General features: G+C 38.7%; 13 protein-coding genes. 11 read left to right on the top strand and 2 right to left on the bottom strand.

The annotated features are described in order from the left end of the window. Positions 1-3: 3 nt before the first annotated feature. From ubiB to mdoH, 11 genes are all read left to right on the top strand, one after another. A complete protein-coding gene (gene ubiB / locus FFU37_RS15970) occupies positions 4-1,605 on the top strand; it encodes a ubiquinone biosynthesis regulatory protein kinase UbiB (RefSeq protein ID WP_138489909.1) in 1,602 nt (533 codons plus the stop codon). Between the two features lie 80 nt (positions 1,606-1,685). Continuing rightward, a complete protein-coding gene (gene tatA / locus FFU37_RS15965) occupies positions 1,686-1,934 on the top strand; it encodes a Sec-independent protein translocase subunit TatA (RefSeq protein ID WP_004334954.1) in 249 nt (82 codons plus the stop codon). A 5-nt stretch (positions 1,935-1,939) separates the two neighbouring features. Then, entirely contained in the window at positions 1,940-2,272 is a 333-nt protein-coding gene (tatB, locus tag FFU37_RS15960; protein ID WP_024597077.1) for a Sec-independent protein translocase protein TatB, read from the top strand. A 48-nt stretch (positions 2,273-2,320) separates the two neighbouring features. Continuing rightward, positions 2,321-3,061 carry a twin-arginine translocase subunit TatC gene (gene tatC, locus FFU37_RS15955; protein ID WP_004334958.1) on the top strand — a complete coding sequence of 247 codons (741 nt, stop codon included), beginning with the start codon at positions 2,321-2,323 and terminating at the stop codon, positions 3,059-3,061. 1 nt (position 3,062) lies between these two features. After that, complete coding sequence (locus FFU37_RS15950; protein WP_138489908.1) at positions 3,063-3,578, top strand: hypothetical protein; 516 nt, start codon at positions 3,063-3,065, stop codon at positions 3,576-3,578. Then, positions 3,578-4,363: a TatD family hydrolase gene (locus tag FFU37_RS15945; protein ID WP_138489907.1), complete on the top strand. Its 786-nt coding sequence runs from the start codon at positions 3,578-3,580 to the stop codon at positions 4,361-4,363. Before FFU37_RS15950 ends, FFU37_RS15945 begins: the two co-directional genes overlap by 1 nt. Next, positions 4,363-6,216, top strand: a complete 1,854-nt coding sequence (locus FFU37_RS15940; RefSeq protein ID WP_138489906.1) for a sensor domain-containing diguanylate cyclase — start codon at positions 4,363-4,365, stop codon at positions 6,214-6,216. The genes FFU37_RS15945 and FFU37_RS15940 overlap by 1 nt, the downstream gene beginning before the upstream one ends. A gap of 12 nt (positions 6,217-6,228) precedes the next feature. After that, the gene (gene hemB / locus FFU37_RS15935) at positions 6,229-7,239 is read left to right on the top strand and encodes a porphobilinogen synthase (RefSeq protein WP_024597079.1); all 1,011 of its coding nucleotides are present in this window, start codon (positions 6,229-6,231) and stop codon (positions 7,237-7,239) included. A gap of 127 nt (positions 7,240-7,366) precedes the next feature. Next, positions 7,367-10,093, top strand: coding sequence for an ExeM/NucH family extracellular endonuclease (locus FFU37_RS15930; protein ID WP_138489905.1), 2,727 nt, complete (start codon positions 7,367-7,369; stop codon positions 10,091-10,093). A gap of 331 nt (positions 10,094-10,424) precedes the next feature. Continuing rightward, a complete protein-coding gene (locus tag FFU37_RS15925; RefSeq protein WP_138489904.1) occupies positions 10,425-12,044 on the top strand; it encodes an OpgD/OpgG family glucan biosynthesis protein in 1,620 nt (539 codons plus the stop codon). After that, entirely contained in the window at positions 12,016-13,977 is a 1,962-nt protein-coding gene (gene mdoH / locus FFU37_RS15920) for a glucans biosynthesis glucosyltransferase MdoH (RefSeq protein WP_138489903.1), read from the top strand. Before FFU37_RS15925 ends, mdoH begins: the two co-directional genes overlap by 29 nt. 65 nt (positions 13,978-14,042) lie before the next feature. Here mdoH and FFU37_RS15915 read toward each other — a convergent pair whose 3' ends face one another. After that, positions 14,043-14,474, bottom strand: coding sequence for a hypothetical protein (locus FFU37_RS15915; RefSeq protein WP_138489902.1), 432 nt, complete (start codon positions 14,472-14,474; stop codon positions 14,043-14,045). A gap of 356 nt (positions 14,475-14,830) precedes the next feature. Next, complete coding sequence (gene fusA / locus FFU37_RS15910; protein ID WP_004334977.1) at positions 14,831-16,915, bottom strand: elongation factor G; 2,085 nt, start codon at positions 16,913-16,915, stop codon at positions 14,831-14,833. Positions 16,916-17,083 lie beyond the last annotated feature (168 nt).

The raw sequence follows: 17,083 nt of genomic DNA, 5'->3' as shown, positions 1-17,083 counted from the left end.
TTTGTGTCGACTGCACGTTTATATAACATCACCAAAACGTTACTTAGCTATGGACTAGACGAGCTAATTCCAAAGCATAAGGTGCCTTGGTTTGGTAAAATAGCCCGTGGTAGTTTATTTTGGCTGCGTAATCAGCACAAAGAAAAACCGGCAGGGCTACGTTTACGTTTAGCATTGCAAGAGCTTGGTCCTGTTTGGATCAAATTTGGTCAAATGCTCTCTACTCGTCGTGATTTACTCCCTCATGATATCGCTTTAGAGCTTGCTTTTTTACAAGATCAAGTTCAACCATTTGAAGGCGAGCTTGCACAAAAAATAATAGAAAAAGCACTCGAAATTAACGATATAAGTGAATTATTTAGTGAGTTTTCACAAACTCCACTGGCCTCTGCATCTATAGCGCAAGTACATACAGCAAAACTTATTGATGAACAAAGCATTGAGCAAGATGTCGTAATTAAGGTTATTAGACCCAATATTTACGAGCAAATTAATGCCGATTTAGCGTTGATGGAAAAGCTCGCAAAGGTACTTGCAAAAGTCCATAACGAATCAAAGCGTTTACGCCCGGTTGAAGTAGTTAAAGAATATAAAAAAACACTCCTAGACGAGCTCGACTTAATGCGAGAAGGTGCCAACGGCATTCAACTAAAACGCAATTTTGAAGGCTCTGATTCATTATACATCCCTGCAGTTTACAGTGATTACAGCCGTAGCAATGTGCTGGTGATGGAGCGTATTTACGGCATTCCCGTCTCTGATACCGATGCACTTATGGCGCAAAACACTAATATGAAATTACTTGCTGAGCGTGGCGTAGAAGTGTTTTTTACGCAGGTGTTTAGAGACAGTTTTTTTCATGCCGACATGCATCCGGGTAATATTTTCGTCTCTCGAGAGCACCCTGAAAACCCAATGTATATCGGTATTGATTGCGGTATTGTTGGTACGTTAAGCAAAGAAGACAAACGCTATTTAGCTGAAAACTTTATCGCCTTTTTTAATCGTGATTATCGCCAAGTTGCACAGCTACACGTTGATTCTGGTTGGGTACCACCAGATACTAGCATTGAAGAATTTGAATTTGCGATTCGCACAGTTTGCGAGCCTATATTTAATAAACCTTTGGCCGAAATTTCATTTGGGCACGTACTCGTAAATCTATTTAATACTGCACGTCGTTTTAACATGCAGGTACAGCCGCAATTAGTACTACTACAAAAAACTTTATTATACGTTGAAGGATTGGGGCGTCAGCTTTACCCACAACTCGACTTATGGAAAACAGCTAAGCCCTTTTTAGAAGAATGGGTAAAGCAACAAGTTGGACCGCTATCAGTACTGAAGCAAATGTATGCTAACTTGCCATTTTGGGCTGAAAAAATGCCTGAGTTACCGGATCTAATTTATCAAAATTTAAAGCGTGCACCACACATTCAACCTCAAGAACAAAAGGTATCTCATAAACCTTTAATATTGAGTTTATTTGGTAGTGCTACAATGATTATGGCAACACTTTGTTATTTACAGCACGATTTAATAGCTGCAAGTCTTGCAATAAGCTTATCGGCTATTAGCTTTATAGCGGCATGGCGCAGCGCATAAACTGGGTGCTATTTGCGCTAGTGAGCGTATAATTAGTATTTAAAATAAACATTTAACCGTTTTATATATTGGAGAAAACCATGGGTTTTGGTGGTATTAGTATTTGGCAATTATTAATTGTTTTAGCGATCATAGTTTTACTTTTTGGCACAAAAAAACTACGCGGTATGGGTGGCGATATTGGGGGCGCTGTAAAGGGCTTCAAAAAAGCAATGTCGGATGATCAAATGAGCGAGAAAGAGAAATCCGAGCAAATTCAACAATCAGAAAAAAACACTGCTGACAACTCAACCGATACTGAAAAAAACAAAGATAACAATAAGGTTTAATTAGTATGGGCATGTGGGAACTTGTTGTTATTTTTATTGTTGGTTTAGTGGTGCTCGGCCCTGAGCGCTTACCTGTTGCGATTAGAACAGTGAGTAAATGGGTTAAAACCGCTAAATCACTTGCCAACTCAGTAAAAGCCGAAGTAAGTGAAGAACTTCGAATCCATGAGCTGCACGAAAACCTTAAAAAAGCAGAACAGCAAGAATTAAAAGATTTAAGCCCTGAGTTACAAAGCTCACTAACAGAGCTACAAAAAGCGGCTGAATCAGTTACTCACAGCTACAAGAAACAACAATCTGATACATCAAATAACCAACAACTTGATGAGAAAAAGTGAAATTTATTTCTCACTTTGTGGTCAACTTACTACATGGTATAAAAAATAATGGCTGAGGAAGTAAAATCAGGGTTTGTAGCTCATTTAATTGAGTTGCGTGATCGGCTAATAAAAGCACTACTAAGCATTTTTGTTATTTTTATTGCCATAGTATATTTTGCGAATGATATTTATGCTTTTGTTGCACAGCCGCTAGTCTCGCATTTGCCAAGTACGGCAACCATGATTGCAACCGATGTAACAGCTCCCTTTTTTGCACCTTTCAAACTTACTTTATTTGTCGCTTTATTTGCGTCGATTCCATGGATATTGCATCAAGTTTGGGGGTTTATAGCGCCGGGTTTATATCAGCACGAAAAGAAAATGCTCATGCCTATTCTCGCCTCAAGTATAATATTATTTTATGGCGGCATAGCCTTTTGTTACTTTGTAGTTCTGCCAATTATTTTAGGATTTTTTACAAGTACCGGTCCCGAAATGATGACCCTTGCACCTGACATAAGTAGTTATCTAGGATTTGTATTAAAGTTGTTTTTTGCATTTGGTGTCGCTTTCGAAATTCCAGTGGCTATTATGTTGCTATGCTGGAGTGGCGCAACAACAACAAAAAGCTTAAAAGAAAAGCGCCCTTATATCGTCGTGGGTGTTTTTGTAGTCGCGATGTTTTTAACACCGCCTGATGTATTATCACAAACATTGCTAGCATTTCCGATGCTTCTTCTGTTTGAACTAGGTCTAATTTTAGCAAAGTTTTATACCGCTAAACCACAAAAAGAATCTGAGGAATAAAATGAAAAAACAACTACTCTCACTATTGGTTTTATTAAGCGCACCGACTTTTGCTGCGCAAACAGAGTTTAATACTCAAGCGTTACAAGCATGTAGCTTTATTGAAAACGATTTTAACCGCTTACTTTGTTACGATAATACCATCGCGGGTAAGTCGCTGGTTAAGCCATCAGTAACAAAAACGCTCACACCACCAACAGCTAATAATGTACCTCAGGCAGTAGCCACAACACCAACAGAAGTGAAAAAAACAGCTGATGAGTTTGGGTTAGAGTACAAAAAATCACAGACAGAAAAAGACGCTGAAATTAAAGCGATGGTTGCTTCAGTTGAAGAAGCTGCTTACGGCGAGTTAATTATTTCGCTAGATAACGGTCAACAATGGCGTCAAATTGGCTCTGACAGCATGCGTTTAAAAAAGAACGATACGATTGTAATTAGCCGTGGTGTTTTTAACTCATTTTTACTTAAAATTGACGGTGAAAACCGCTCTATTCGCGTTAAACGTACTAAGTAATGTCATATACGTTAATTGATGCTGGAGTTAACTTAACTAATCATCAATTTGATGAGCAGCATCACGATGTAATTACCCGTGCCAATGAAGCGGGTGTTACAAATATGCTTATTATTGGTTGTGATATTGCAAGCAGTCAGCAATCACTTGAACTTGCAACAAAGCATCTTCAATATTCTACGGCGGGTATCCACCCACATGATGCAAAATCAGCCACTAATGAACTAGAAGCACAACTAACTGTACTTGCAAATAGTAAGCATGTTATCGCTATTGGTGAATGTGGCCTTGATTATAACCGCGACTTTTCGCCTCGCGATGTACAGCGCAGTGTTTTTAGGCGCCAATTAGCACTTGCTGAAAAATTAGATTTACCTGTTTACTTGCATGAACGTGATGCAAGTGACGACATGTTAAGTATATTAAATGAGTTTAATATTCGCGGTGTACTCCACTGCTTTACGGGTAACTCAGCAGCTCTAAAGCAATATTTAGATTTAGGTCTATATATTGGTATAACGGGTTGGGTATGTGATGAAAGGCGTGGAAAAGAGTTACAACAGCTAGTGCCTAGCATTCCTCTAGATCGATTATTAATAGAAACTGATGCACCATTTTTAATTCCACGAACAGTTAAGCCAAAACCTAAATCACGTAAAAATGAACCTGCCCTGCTTCCTTATATCTGTCAAACGGTTGCACAACTTTATCAAATAGATGAAGAAGTTGTGGCCCGTAAAACTACAGAAAACTTTCACCGTGTTTTTGGTTTAGAAGATCGTTAATGGCCTATGCAAAGGCACTTTTAAGCCTATTAGTATTCCTTTGCACTTTTTGCTCTTTCGCAAACCCAGTAATAATAAAACACGATTTTAACTCTCAAAACATTAATAACCTGTATTACTCTTTTGAACCAACGTCGCTATTAAGCGCACAACAAAGTAGCCATATACAGTGGCAAAAAAACACAGGAAAACCCCTTAATTTAGGACTAGAGCAGCGTCCTGTATGGATAAAATTTAAAATAAAAAACACACTTAGTTATAATACTGAGCAAATATTGTCACTAAACAATCCTTTGCTAAACGACGTTCAAGTATATCAATTACATAACTCGCAATTACTTTCTTATACTCAAATTGGTGATGCCTACCCCTTATATAAGCGCACAATTAAAAGTGAGTCTTTATTAGTTAAACTGCTCAGCCCTGCAAATAGCGAAACGCTTATTATAATGAAAGTGGCGAATAGTTCAGGCTTGCGAGTCCCTTTAACGCTGTGGCAACCAGAAGCTTATTTGGCACACAAAGGAAAACTCAATTTACTCTATGGCTTATTGATTGGTTTTATATTTTCTTTGGGTGTGAGTTGCATAGTTTTATATGGTTTTTCACGTAAAGGCTATTTTGTTTATGCTGGAGTTATATCTCTCACATTAGGCAGTGTATTAGCCTACCTTTGTGGTTTTGGCTTAAGGTACGTTCATCCTAATTTGCCTGCATTACAGCAAGTTATGATCCCTATATTACTTATGCTTATCACTTTAATGTTTTTGCCTTTGCAGAAGCAAGTTTGCCATCCCAGACCCTCACTTCTGCTAACTATTCAAAAAGTTGTAGTTAACGCTTTAGCCATTTCGTTATTATTTATTTGGCTACTTCCAAACAACATAGTTACATTACTTTGTTTAATCACTACTTCAATCGTTTTAGGCTTTTATATTGTAACTACGTTTATGTGCGTGCGTTTAACGCCTTCTAAACCAAACAAAGCACTATTACTTGTATTGGTTTTTTTCTTGGTGGTAATGCTTTATTTTACTGTTGCAGTAATGGGCCTATACGCCTTTGACAGAAGTACGCTTGCATTTGTATTTGCATGCTTTTTTGGTTGCACTTTTTGCTTATGCTACAGCGTAATGAAGTTATTTATTTTACAACGCGATGAAGAAGTGATTGCCCAACAAACCTTGATTGCTGAAAACACAGCACAAGATACACTACTTAAAGAGCGCTTAAAATTACAAGAAAAAACTCGCCAAGAACTTGAATCTCAGGTGGACGAGCGCACCTTTGAATTACAAGTGACGCTTAGAGAGCTTGAAGAAAAAAACCGCTCACTTGAGTTACTAAATACTGAAGACGCATTGACTGGAATAAAAAACAGACGCTTTTTTGATAAAAAACTGGTAATGGAGCTTCGTCGCTCTCGTCGAGAACAAACTCCTCTTAGCATTGTTATGCTTGATATAGATCGATTTAAAAGTATCAACGACACGTACGGCCATATCATAGGCGATCAAGTTATTAAAGCAGTGTCTGACCTTATAAAAGACCATTTAAAACGACCACTCGATGAAGTTGCCCGTTATGGCGGTGAAGAATTTGTTGTGCTATTACCTAATACCCCTAGTGAAGGCGCACAAGACATAGCTGAAAAAATACGAGCTGATATCTCAGTAAGTACAGTAACGGTTGCCAATAATGATATTCAATTTACTATTAGCGCTGGTGTATACACCAGCATTGCTGATGATGTTAGCAACCCTCAAATTTTTACTGAGTGCGCCGACAAAGCACTTTATTACGCAAAGCAGCATGGCCGTAATCAAGTAATCACTTTTCCATTACCACAGTAGGAGCATATTAATATGGCCCAATCAGGATTAGACCTTTTCCCATATACTCGCATGCGCAGAATGCGCCGCAGCGACTTTTCTCGCCGCTTAATGGCTGAAAACCAGCTTAGCGTAAATGATTTAATTTACCCTGTATTTGTACTTGATGGTAAAAATCGCCGCGAGGTAATTGAATCAATGCCTGGTATTGAGCGCCTATCAATTGATTTACTGCTTGTTGAAGCAAAAGAACTCGTTGAACTTGGCGTACCTGCCGTTGCTATTTTTCCGGTAACGCCTGCGGATAAAAAATCATTATTTGCCGAAGAAGCATATAACGATGATGGCTTAGCGCAACGTACCGTAAGAGCGTTAAAAGAAGCTTTTCCTGAGTTGGGTGTGATTACTGATGTAGCACTTGACCCTTTCACTACGCATGGCCAAGACGGTATTATTGATGATTCAGGTTATGTTATTAATGATGTCACTACTGAAATTTTAGTTAAACAAGCACTTTCCCATGCAGAAGCTGGTGCTGATGTTGTTGCCCCTTCTGATATGATGGATGGCCGTATTGGTGCTATTCGCGAAGCACTTGAAGCTGATGGGTTTATTCATACTCGAATTATGGCCTACTCTGCTAAATACGCATCTAGCTACTATGGCCCATTTAGAGATGCTGTAGGCTCTGCTGGTAACTTAAAAGGTGCTGATAAAAAAACTTACCAAATGGATCCAGCAAACTCTGATGAAGCAATACGTGAAGTCGCATTAGACTTACAAGAAGGCGCTGATATGGTTATGGTAAAGCCCGGTATGCCTTATTTAGATATTGTACGGCGTGTTAAAGACGAATTTGGTGTACCTACTTTCGCATATCAGGTAAGTGGCGAGTATGCAATGCACAAAGCAGCAATTGATAACGGTTGGTTAAGTGAAGAGGCAACAATAATGGAATCTTTACTTGCATTTAAGCGTGCAGGAGCCGATGGAATATTAACCTACTTTGCTAAGCAAGCCGCAAAATATCTAGCTAAAAAGTAATTTTCTATTAAAAGGCGGTCAAACCGCCTTTTATTTACATTCGTTTACATTTTTGTTTTATTTCCGTCATATTTATTCTCTAAACTGGTGTCCCATTTTGGGATTAATACACGGGAATAATAAAAAAATGTTTAAAACAAAAATAACACCACTCGCACTTGTTATAGCAAGTCTCAGTGCACCAGCATCCGCTGATCTAATCATTTCAGAATATATAGAGGGAAGCAGTAATAATAAAGCAATTGAGCTTTATAATAATGCTGATACGGAGCTTTCTCTTGAAGGGTATACACTTAGCTTGTATTCAAATGGTAAAAGTGAAGTAGGTAATTCTGTAGACCTTACAGGAACACTTGCTGCTAATTCTACTATTGTAATTGTCAATCCGAGCTCATCTGATGATTTAAAAGCCAAAGCCGATTTGGAAAACAGCGTTACTGGGTTTAATGGTGACGATACTCTAATACTAACTAAAAACGGTAATATCGTAGATAGCTTTGGTCAATACGAAGTACAAGCAACATGGGAAGGAAACGGTGTTTCCGCAAAAAACCAAACTCTTCGCCGTAAAGATGCTATTACCAGTGGTCGTACAGATGCAACCACAACTTTTGATCCAAGTGTAGAGTGGGATAGCTTTGAAATTGATGCATTCGATGGATTAGGTTCACATGCAGGTAATGGTGGAACAACACCTGAACCAATTCCAGAACCAGAGCCACTTGAACCACTTGTTTGTGGTGCAGAAAAAACACTAATAAATGCTATTCAAGGTGATGGCTCTGCTAGCCCACTTGTAGGTACATTAGTAGAACTTGAAGGTGTTGTAAGCGCCGATTTCCAAGGTGATGAACAATTAAAAGGCTTTTTTGTTAACTCACTGGCTGCTGATATAGATGCAGACCCACTTACCTCTGAAGGTGTATTTGTATATTTTGCAGATACTGACGTGAATGTAGGCGACCATGTACGTGTACAAGGTACTGTTGAAGAATATTTTGATGCAACACAAATTGGCAGTGTTAGCCAAGTTGCGGTGTGTGGCACTGGTTTAGCTGCAGCAGCTACAAAAATCACTTTACCTTTAGCTAATACAACTGATTTAGAAGCTTTTGAAGGTATGTTAGTCACATTAGAGCAACCATTAGTAGTGACTAATAACTTTGGTCTTGGTCGATATGGTGAAGTTGAATTAGCAACAGAGCGCTTGTACCAAGGTACCCAGGTTGCGTTACCTGGCGATGCTGCTAATGCAGTTGAAACTGAAAATCTACTTAAAAAGATTTTAATAGATGATGGCTCTACAGTACAAAACTTAGACCCTACAGCTTATCCAACTCCAGGCTTATCGGCAGAAAATACTTTACGAACTGGCGATACTGTTAATACTGTGACAGGGGCACTTGCTTATAGCTTCGGTCTTTACCGAATTCACCCAACTTTAGCGCCTTCGTTTATTGCAACAAATGCACGTGAAGATGCGCCTGAACTTAATGCTGAAGCAGATTTACGTGTAGCTAGCTTTAACGTACTTAATTACTTCAATGGTGATGGCCAAGGCGGAGGGTTCCCTACATCTCGAGGTGCAGATACTGAAGCTGAATTTATTCGTCAAGAAGCTAAAATTGTAAGTGCCATTAGCGCTATTGAAGCCGATGTTGTTGGTTTAATGGAAATTGAGAATGATGGCTTTGGCGAATTTAGTGCAATTGCTAGCTTAGTAGATGCATTAAATGATGCAGATAGTGCTAACAACTATGCATTTGTTGATTTTAACGTAGATCAAATTGGTACCGATGCAATTACTACCGCACTTATCTATCGTGCTAACAAAGTAGAAGAAGTAGGCACTGCTGCCATTACAACTGAGGCTCCATTTGATTTTAGTAACCGTGCTCCAATTGCACAAAGCTTTAAATCAATAGAAACTGATGAAGTATTTACTGTTGCTGTGTCACATCTTAAATCTAAAAGTTGTGGTAGTGCTTCTGGAAATAATGCAGATTTAGCTGATGGCCAAGGCTGTTGGAATGAAATACGCACGCAAGGTGCTAATGCATTCGCAGGTTGGCTTGATAGCAAACCAACCGGTGTTGATGACGAAGATACTATTTTAGTCGGCGATATGAATGCTTACGCAATGGAAGATCCAATACGTGCATTTGCTGATAAAGGCTACAAAAATGTAGTTGCTGAAATTGATGGTGATACACTTGGTTATTCTTATAGCTTTTCTGGTCGTGCAGGAAGTTTAGACCATGCAGTAGCTACACAATCATTACTTAGCAAAGTTGTCGCTGCAACAGATTGGCATATCAACGCAGATGAACCTATTTCACTTGATTACAATGTAGAGTTTAAAAGCGAAGGTCAACAATCTAGCTTGTACTCTGAAAGTGCATACCGTGCATCAGACCATGACCCTGTGATCATTGATATCAAATCTGAAATTACTTTAACGCCAGAAGAGCAGACACCTGTAATTGCAGCTGATCAAGTTTTTGCAATTGATGAAAACAGCCCAATTGGTACAATTATCGGCACGCTCGATTTTAGTGATCCAAATGCCGATGAATCACCTGTTGTTAAATTTATTACATCTGATAATGACAGCGTTTCTATTAACAATGAGGGGCAGTTAATTGTTGCTGGAGAGATTGATTACGAATTCGAAAATCGTATTACTTTAACAGTACAAGCTCAAGATAGTGCTGGTAACTTATCAAACATTGAAAAAGTAGCCGTTAAGGTAAATAACTTACGCTCAGATGATGACAATGATGCAGGTTCATTACTATGGTTATCACTTCTTTTAGCACCACTATCAATAGTGCGTCGATTTAAAAAGAAATAATTAAGTAAAATCTAAACATATAAAAAGCCGCTTTTGCGGCTTTTTTTATTTTATACAAATGTAATTCAGACAAGCTTCATTAAACTCCCCGTAATATGTTCATACGATTAGTGAGTCTTCTAGTAATTAATCAGTAACAACTACATAAGATTGAGTGAATTTTACACAGCAAAAACCTCAGTGAGTTACGTATATTGGTTTTTCCTATTGAAAAATATGAACTTTTATAAAGGTTCACATTTTGCTTTAAGTAAATTAGAAGATACTTACAAAACAAATCAATATTTACCCTAAACGTAAAAATAAGTCGTGTTTTTATAAAGGAATGAGAATGAAACAACTAACCCAAAACTTGCCTAAATGGCAAAAAAAGTCAGCACCACTACTGGGTCTACTTATTATTTTTTCGACTTGGGGCAATAGCAACCAAGCGATTGCTGCAACTGTTGATGTAGCAATTCCACAAAGTAGCTTATTTGATGTAATTAGCGCTCGCGCTAAAAAGTTAGCAAGCGAAGAATATGTGGCACCTAAAAACATCGAGCTTGAAGCGCTAAATAATATTGATTATCAAGACTACCGTTCAATTCGATTTAAAAAAGACAAAGCGGTGTGGAAAGATGAAGGCCTGTACGAGCTGCAATTATTCCACCCTGGTTTTTTATATAAAACACCCGTAACAATAAATACTGTTGATAGCGACTCTAAACGTAGCCGCTTACCTTTCAGCACTGAATTTTACCAATACGATGGCACTGCTGCACCACTACAAGAAGAAATAGCTAAAAGTGTGGCGGGCACTCAACTAGGCCATGCTGGATTTCGCTTACATTACCCATTAAATACTAACGAGTATAAAGACGAAGTAATGGTATTTCAGGGAGCATCGTATTTTAGAGTCGTTGGCCCTCAACAAGTTTATGGCTTATCAGCAAGAGGCCTTGCCATTGATACTGCTGAGAATTCGGGTGAAGAATTTCCAATGTTCAAAGAGTTTTGGTTAGTTAAACCAAAGCCAGAGCAAACACAAATCACCATTTTTGCATTGTTGGATAGTCCATCTATTTCTGGTGCGTACAAATTTAGCGTCGACCCTACAACTAATATGCTAGTTGATGTTGATATGCAGATTTTTGCGCGTAAAGATATTAAAAAACTAGGTGTAGCACCATTAACGAGTATGTTTTATCACGGCGAAAACAGCACCAAATTTTTTGATGACTATCGCCCTGAAGTTCATGACTCGGACGGCCTATTAACTCAATCTGCTGATGACAAGTGGGTATGGCGTCCTCTTAACAACCCATCACAACTCAGCGTTACTTCATTTTCGTACAATAACCCAAAAGGTTTTGGGTTAGCTCAACGAGACCGAGACTTTAATAACTATCTAGACACAGAAGCACATTACCACGACCGCCCTAGCCTATGGATTGAACCACAAGGTGAGTGGGGAAATGGTCGTGTAGAGCTTGTAGAAATACCGACTGATACAGAAACTAACGACAATATCGTAAGTTACTGGGTACCAGAAAAACCAATGAAGGCCGGAGATTCATTAAAATTAAGCTACAAAATGACGACCTTTAATTCAGTTTTAACTCAGCACGAGAAAGCACGTGTACTACGTACAAGAATTGGTAGCGCCGCTTTACCTGGTGAGGACAACCCACCACCAAAAAGCCACCGCCAATTTACTGTTGATTTTACTGGATCAGAAATAAATAAACTGTCTAAACAGTTAAAACTAGATGCCGACATTCAACTTACAACAGGCGAAGTAACCGACGTGAATGTACAAAAACTTCCGGATTCACGTGGATGGCGTGTAGCCTTTAAAATTGCACCACAGGACGATCAACCCGTTGATATGCGTTTATCGTTAAAACTACGTGACAAAGAAATTAGCGAGGTATGGAGCTATGTTTGGTACCCAAATGACATCAAGTAATAAAGGTAGGGGCACTCCAATGCCATTCAAAACACTAAGAGTATGGCTATTTGCCATTGCGGCACTTGGCACATCAGGCTACGGCATATCTATTATGTTTGAGATTTTAAGCTCAAACGGTATGACATTACTTGAGTATGCCCTTTTAGTATTATTCTCAATCACATTTGCTTGGATTGTAACGGCTTTTTGTAGTGGCACAATCGGCTTTGTACTACAGTTGTTTCGAATTGACCCGCTTACGTTAAAACGTATTAAACCAATTAAGTTCAATAACGAGGCAATTAACGCTCAGAAAACCGCCGTTGTAATGCCTATTTATAACGAAGATACCCACCGTGTTATCGCGGGCTTTGAAGTAAGTCTACAATCGTTAAAAGAAACTGGTCAGCTTGATAATTTTGATTTTTATTTATTAAGCGATACACAAGACCCTCAAATAGTTAAAAACGAGCTAAGTGCATGGCATGCATTGTGCGAACGTTTAGGGGATACAGCAAAGCATGTTTTTTATCGTCGTCGCGAAGATAACAAACACCGCAAAGTAGGTAACCTAACCGACTTTTGTGAGCGCTGGGGAAGTAATTACGACCATATGATTGTGCTTGATGCAGATAGCGTAATGACCGGTAAATGTATGTTAGAACTTACTACAAGCATGCTAAACAACCCACAAGCAGGCCTGATCCAAACGATTCCAATACCTGTTCGTCAAGATACCTTTTTTGGTCGTTTTTTACAGTTTGCGTCAGTGCTATATAGCCCAATGCTCGCTACTGGCTCAGCATTTTGGCAAACAGATAAAGCCAATTACTGGGGTCATAATGCAATCATTAGAGTTGAAGCATTTATAACGTGCTGTGGCTTGCCAACACTTAAAGGTAACGCACCCTTTGGCGGTGAGATTTTAAGTCATGACTTTGTAGAAGCATCACTACTTCATAGTGCAGGTTGGGATGTACTATTACTATCAGATATTGAAGGCAGCTACGAAGAAGTACCAAGTAATATTCTAGATTATGCTGTACGCGATAGACGCTGGGTACAGGGTAATATTCAGCACTTAGGTTTACTATCGTCATCTAAATTAAAATTAATGAGTAAGCTGCACTTTCTATTAGGTGCAACCGCTTATATTTCATCACTAATTTGGCTCTCAATGCTAGCGCTAAGTACTATTGATGCAGTAACGCGCGCATTAAATAGCGATGTGTACTTTAACCGTGTTTATCAATTATTTCCTACATGGCAAATAGCTAAAACCGATCTTATTGATTCACTCTTGTATTTAACTATTATTATTTTATTAATGCCTAAATTAATGGGCGTAATAGTCACCCTAATACATAGAAACAAACGCTTTGGTGGTTCAATTAAATTAATTCTAGGTTCAATTATTGAAACTGTATTTGCTATTATTGTTGCGCCATTAATGATGGTATTTCATGCTTACTTTGTACTTTGCGTATTTTTAGGTAAAAAAGTGAAGTGGGATGCACAACCGCGCGAAGGTCGTATGGTTCCGTGGAAAGAAGCGTTTGGTTATACGTTATTCTCTACTATTGTGGCTATAGCATGGGGTAGCACAGCCTACTACTTCACACCTGTATTCTTTTGGTGGCTATCACCTATATTATTAGGCTTAGTATTAGGTGCTCCAATTATCCGTTACACCAGTAGTATCAAACTCGGCGTACAGCTAAGAAAGTTAGGTATATTTATTTGCCCTAGTGAAGTTGATAACGACTCAACTCTAGAGGCGCTTAAAGTACATCTAAAAGAGATTTCCGTGCCAGAGGAAGGAACTTACCCACAAACAACTCCGGCACTGCCACAAGAGCATATGGTATCAATGCCTATACAATCTTTTAAAAAGCCACGCAGGCTAAAGATGAAAGCGCTAAAAGCTAAGGCTATAAAAAAGTTTAATTAGCGCGTTATAAAATAAAAACAAAAAAGGAGCAATTAATTGCTCCTTTTTTCTACCTAAATTAAAAATCACGCGCTGCATTTGCCGCTAATATTTTCAATTTTTCTAGCTAACTTATTACAATACATTTTAGAAATAGCTGATTGCGTTTCATCATCTAGTTGCCAGTTATAAAAATGAAAAGTTTTACCATTCTCCAGCTCTACTTTAAAAATGGTGAAAAGAAAAAACGAGCTAAATGATACAAAAGTAATTTCTTCACTATTGATATAACGCTCTGTGCATAGACGTGTATAACAAATTCCTGCTCTGTAACAATGTAAAAAACGAAGATGGAGAATATTGAAAGCAATAATAATCAATAGAACTGGTGATGCAGTGAAAAAAACAACTTCTAGGTTCTCAGAAAATATAATATGAATTAAAAATATTAGGCTGAATGCGAAAACGCATTTTGTAAATTGTAGCCACCAGTTTGGTGCCAATTTAATAGATTTCATTATAGTTACGTCTTATATAAAATTACTATGTAAACGTCTCTGCTTCGGAGACTTCCTTATCTGACTTTAGAGCTCTAGTCTAAAAGTGCTGATATTCTACATTACGTATCGTAAAGCATCAATATAAGCTACCAAAATTCAACAAGTTACACTCTATTCACAATAAACCTTATATAAAGCAATCGATTAAATAATTAATGTAAATAAATTGCTCTCTAGTACCTTTTTATTAATTAGTTATATAGGATTAATTAATAATAAAAAGTAGTTATAAATAACTAAAAAAATAAAACCAAATTATAGGCAATAAAAAACCCGCAACATGTGCGGGTTTTTTTAAAGAGTTAAGAAACTAATTACTTAGCAGCTTTTTTCTCTTTTTCTGCAGCGATTACTGTGTCAGCTACGTTTTGTGGACATGGTGCGTAGTGTGAGAACTCCATAGAGAACTGACCACGACCAGATGTCATTGTACGTAGTGAACCAATGTAACCGAACATTTCTGATAACGGAACGTCAGCTTTAATGCGAACGCCAGTTAAACCAGCTTCTTGGTCGCTTAGCATACCACGACGACGGTTAAGGTCACCGATTACGTCACCAACGTGATCTTCTGGAGTGAACACGTCAACTTTCATGATTGGCTCAAGAAGTTGTGCGCCCGCTTTAGGGATCGATTGGCGGAAAGCACCTTTAGCAGCGATTTCGAACGCGATTGCAGATGAATCCACGGCATGGAAACCACCGTCAAAAAGTTCAACTTCAACGTCTAATACTGGGAAGCCAGCTAGAACACCTTCGCCCATCATTGACTTAAAGCCTTTCTCAACTGCAGGCCAGAATTCTTTAGGTACGTTACCACCAACAACTGATGATTTAAACGTGAAGCCTGAAGCAACTTCGCCTGGCTTGATGCGGTAGTCGATTTTACCGAACTGACCAGAACCACCAGATTGTTTCTTATGCGTGTAGCTATCTTCGATTTCACGAGTGATAGTTTCACGGTAAGCAACCTGTGGTTGACCAACGATAAGGTCTACACCGTAAGTACGCTTAAGGATATCAACTTTGATATCTAAGTGAAGCTCACCCATACCTTTAAGGATAGTTTCGCCTGAATCTTCATCAGTCTCAACTTGGAAAGATGGATCTTCTGCAACCATTTTACCGATAGCAACACCCATTTTCTCATTACCGCCTTTATCTTTAGGCTGTACAGCAATCGAGATTACTGGAGTTGGGAATACCATTGGCTCAAGTGTTACTGGGTGCTTAGGATCACATAGAGTGTGACCAGTTTGCACATTTTTCATGCCTACGATAGCAATGATGTCACCAGCTTGTGCGCTAGTTAATTCGTTACGGTCATCTGCTTGCATCTCAACCATACGGCCAACACGCTCAGTTTTACCAGTAAACGCATTAAGGATAGTGTCACCCTTATTAAGCTTACCTGAGTAGATACGTACGAAAGTTAATGCACCAAAACGGTCATCCATTATCTTAAATGCTAGCGCCTTGAAAGGTTCGTCAGCAGATACGATTGCGAATTCGCCATTTTCGTTACCTTCTTCATCCATAAGAGGTTGAGGATCAACTTCTGTTGGAGCAGGTAAGTAGTCAACAACAGCATCAAGGATTAGTTGCATGCCTTTGTTTTTGAAAGCAGAACCACAGAACGTAGGGAAGAAAGCAAGGTCACGAGTACCTTTACGGATACAACGCTTGATATCTTCGATAGAAGGTACTTCACCTTCCATGTACGCTTCCATAAGGTCATCGTCTTGCTCTACAGCAGTTTCGATAAGCATTTCATGGTATTCATCAGTTTTTTCTACCATGTCTGCAGGAACGTCAGTGATTTCGTAGTTTTCTGGAAGACCAGTGTCATCCCATACGTACGCTTTTTTAGTTAAAACATCTACAACACCAACAAACTCATCTTCGATACCGATTGGTAAAGTCATGATTAGTGGAGTCGCGCCAAGTACTTTACGTACTTGCTCAGTTACACGGTAAAAATCAGCACCCATACGGTCTAATTTATTTACAAAGATAATACGTGCAACTTCTGATTCGTTAGCATAGCGCCAGTTAGTTTCTGATTGTGGTTCAACACCACCAGAACCACAGAATACACCAACACCGCCATCTAATACTTTAAGTGAACGGTATACTTCAACTGTGAAGTCAACGTGACCAGGAGTATCGATAACGTTAAAACGGTGATCTTTCCAGAAACAGCTTACAGCCGCAGACTGGATAGTAATACCGCGCTCAGCTTCTTGTTCCATGAAGTCAGTAGTAGATTCACCATCATGAACCTCACCTGTTTTATGGATTTGACCAGTAAGCTTTAGGATACGCTCAGTAGTCGTGGTTTTACCCGCATCAACGTGCGCGAAAATACCAATGTTTCTGTACTTCGATAAATCTGCCATTAATTTTACTCTTAATAAAGTCGATAAATTATTCGGCAGGAGTATAACATCACTTAATGCGAACATCACCATACAAGCCGCTTAAAATGCAATCAATTCAACATATTTTTTTTATCGTCAGAATCTATTAAATATCAAACATAACAAAAAAAACGCAAGGCATTGAAA

The organism is Pseudoalteromonas distincta (assembly GCF_005877035.1).
GTDB classification, from domain to species: domain Bacteria; phylum Pseudomonadota; class Gammaproteobacteria; order Enterobacterales; family Alteromonadaceae; genus Pseudoalteromonas; species Pseudoalteromonas distincta.
This window is presented reverse-complemented; position numbering and strand designations above follow the sequence as displayed.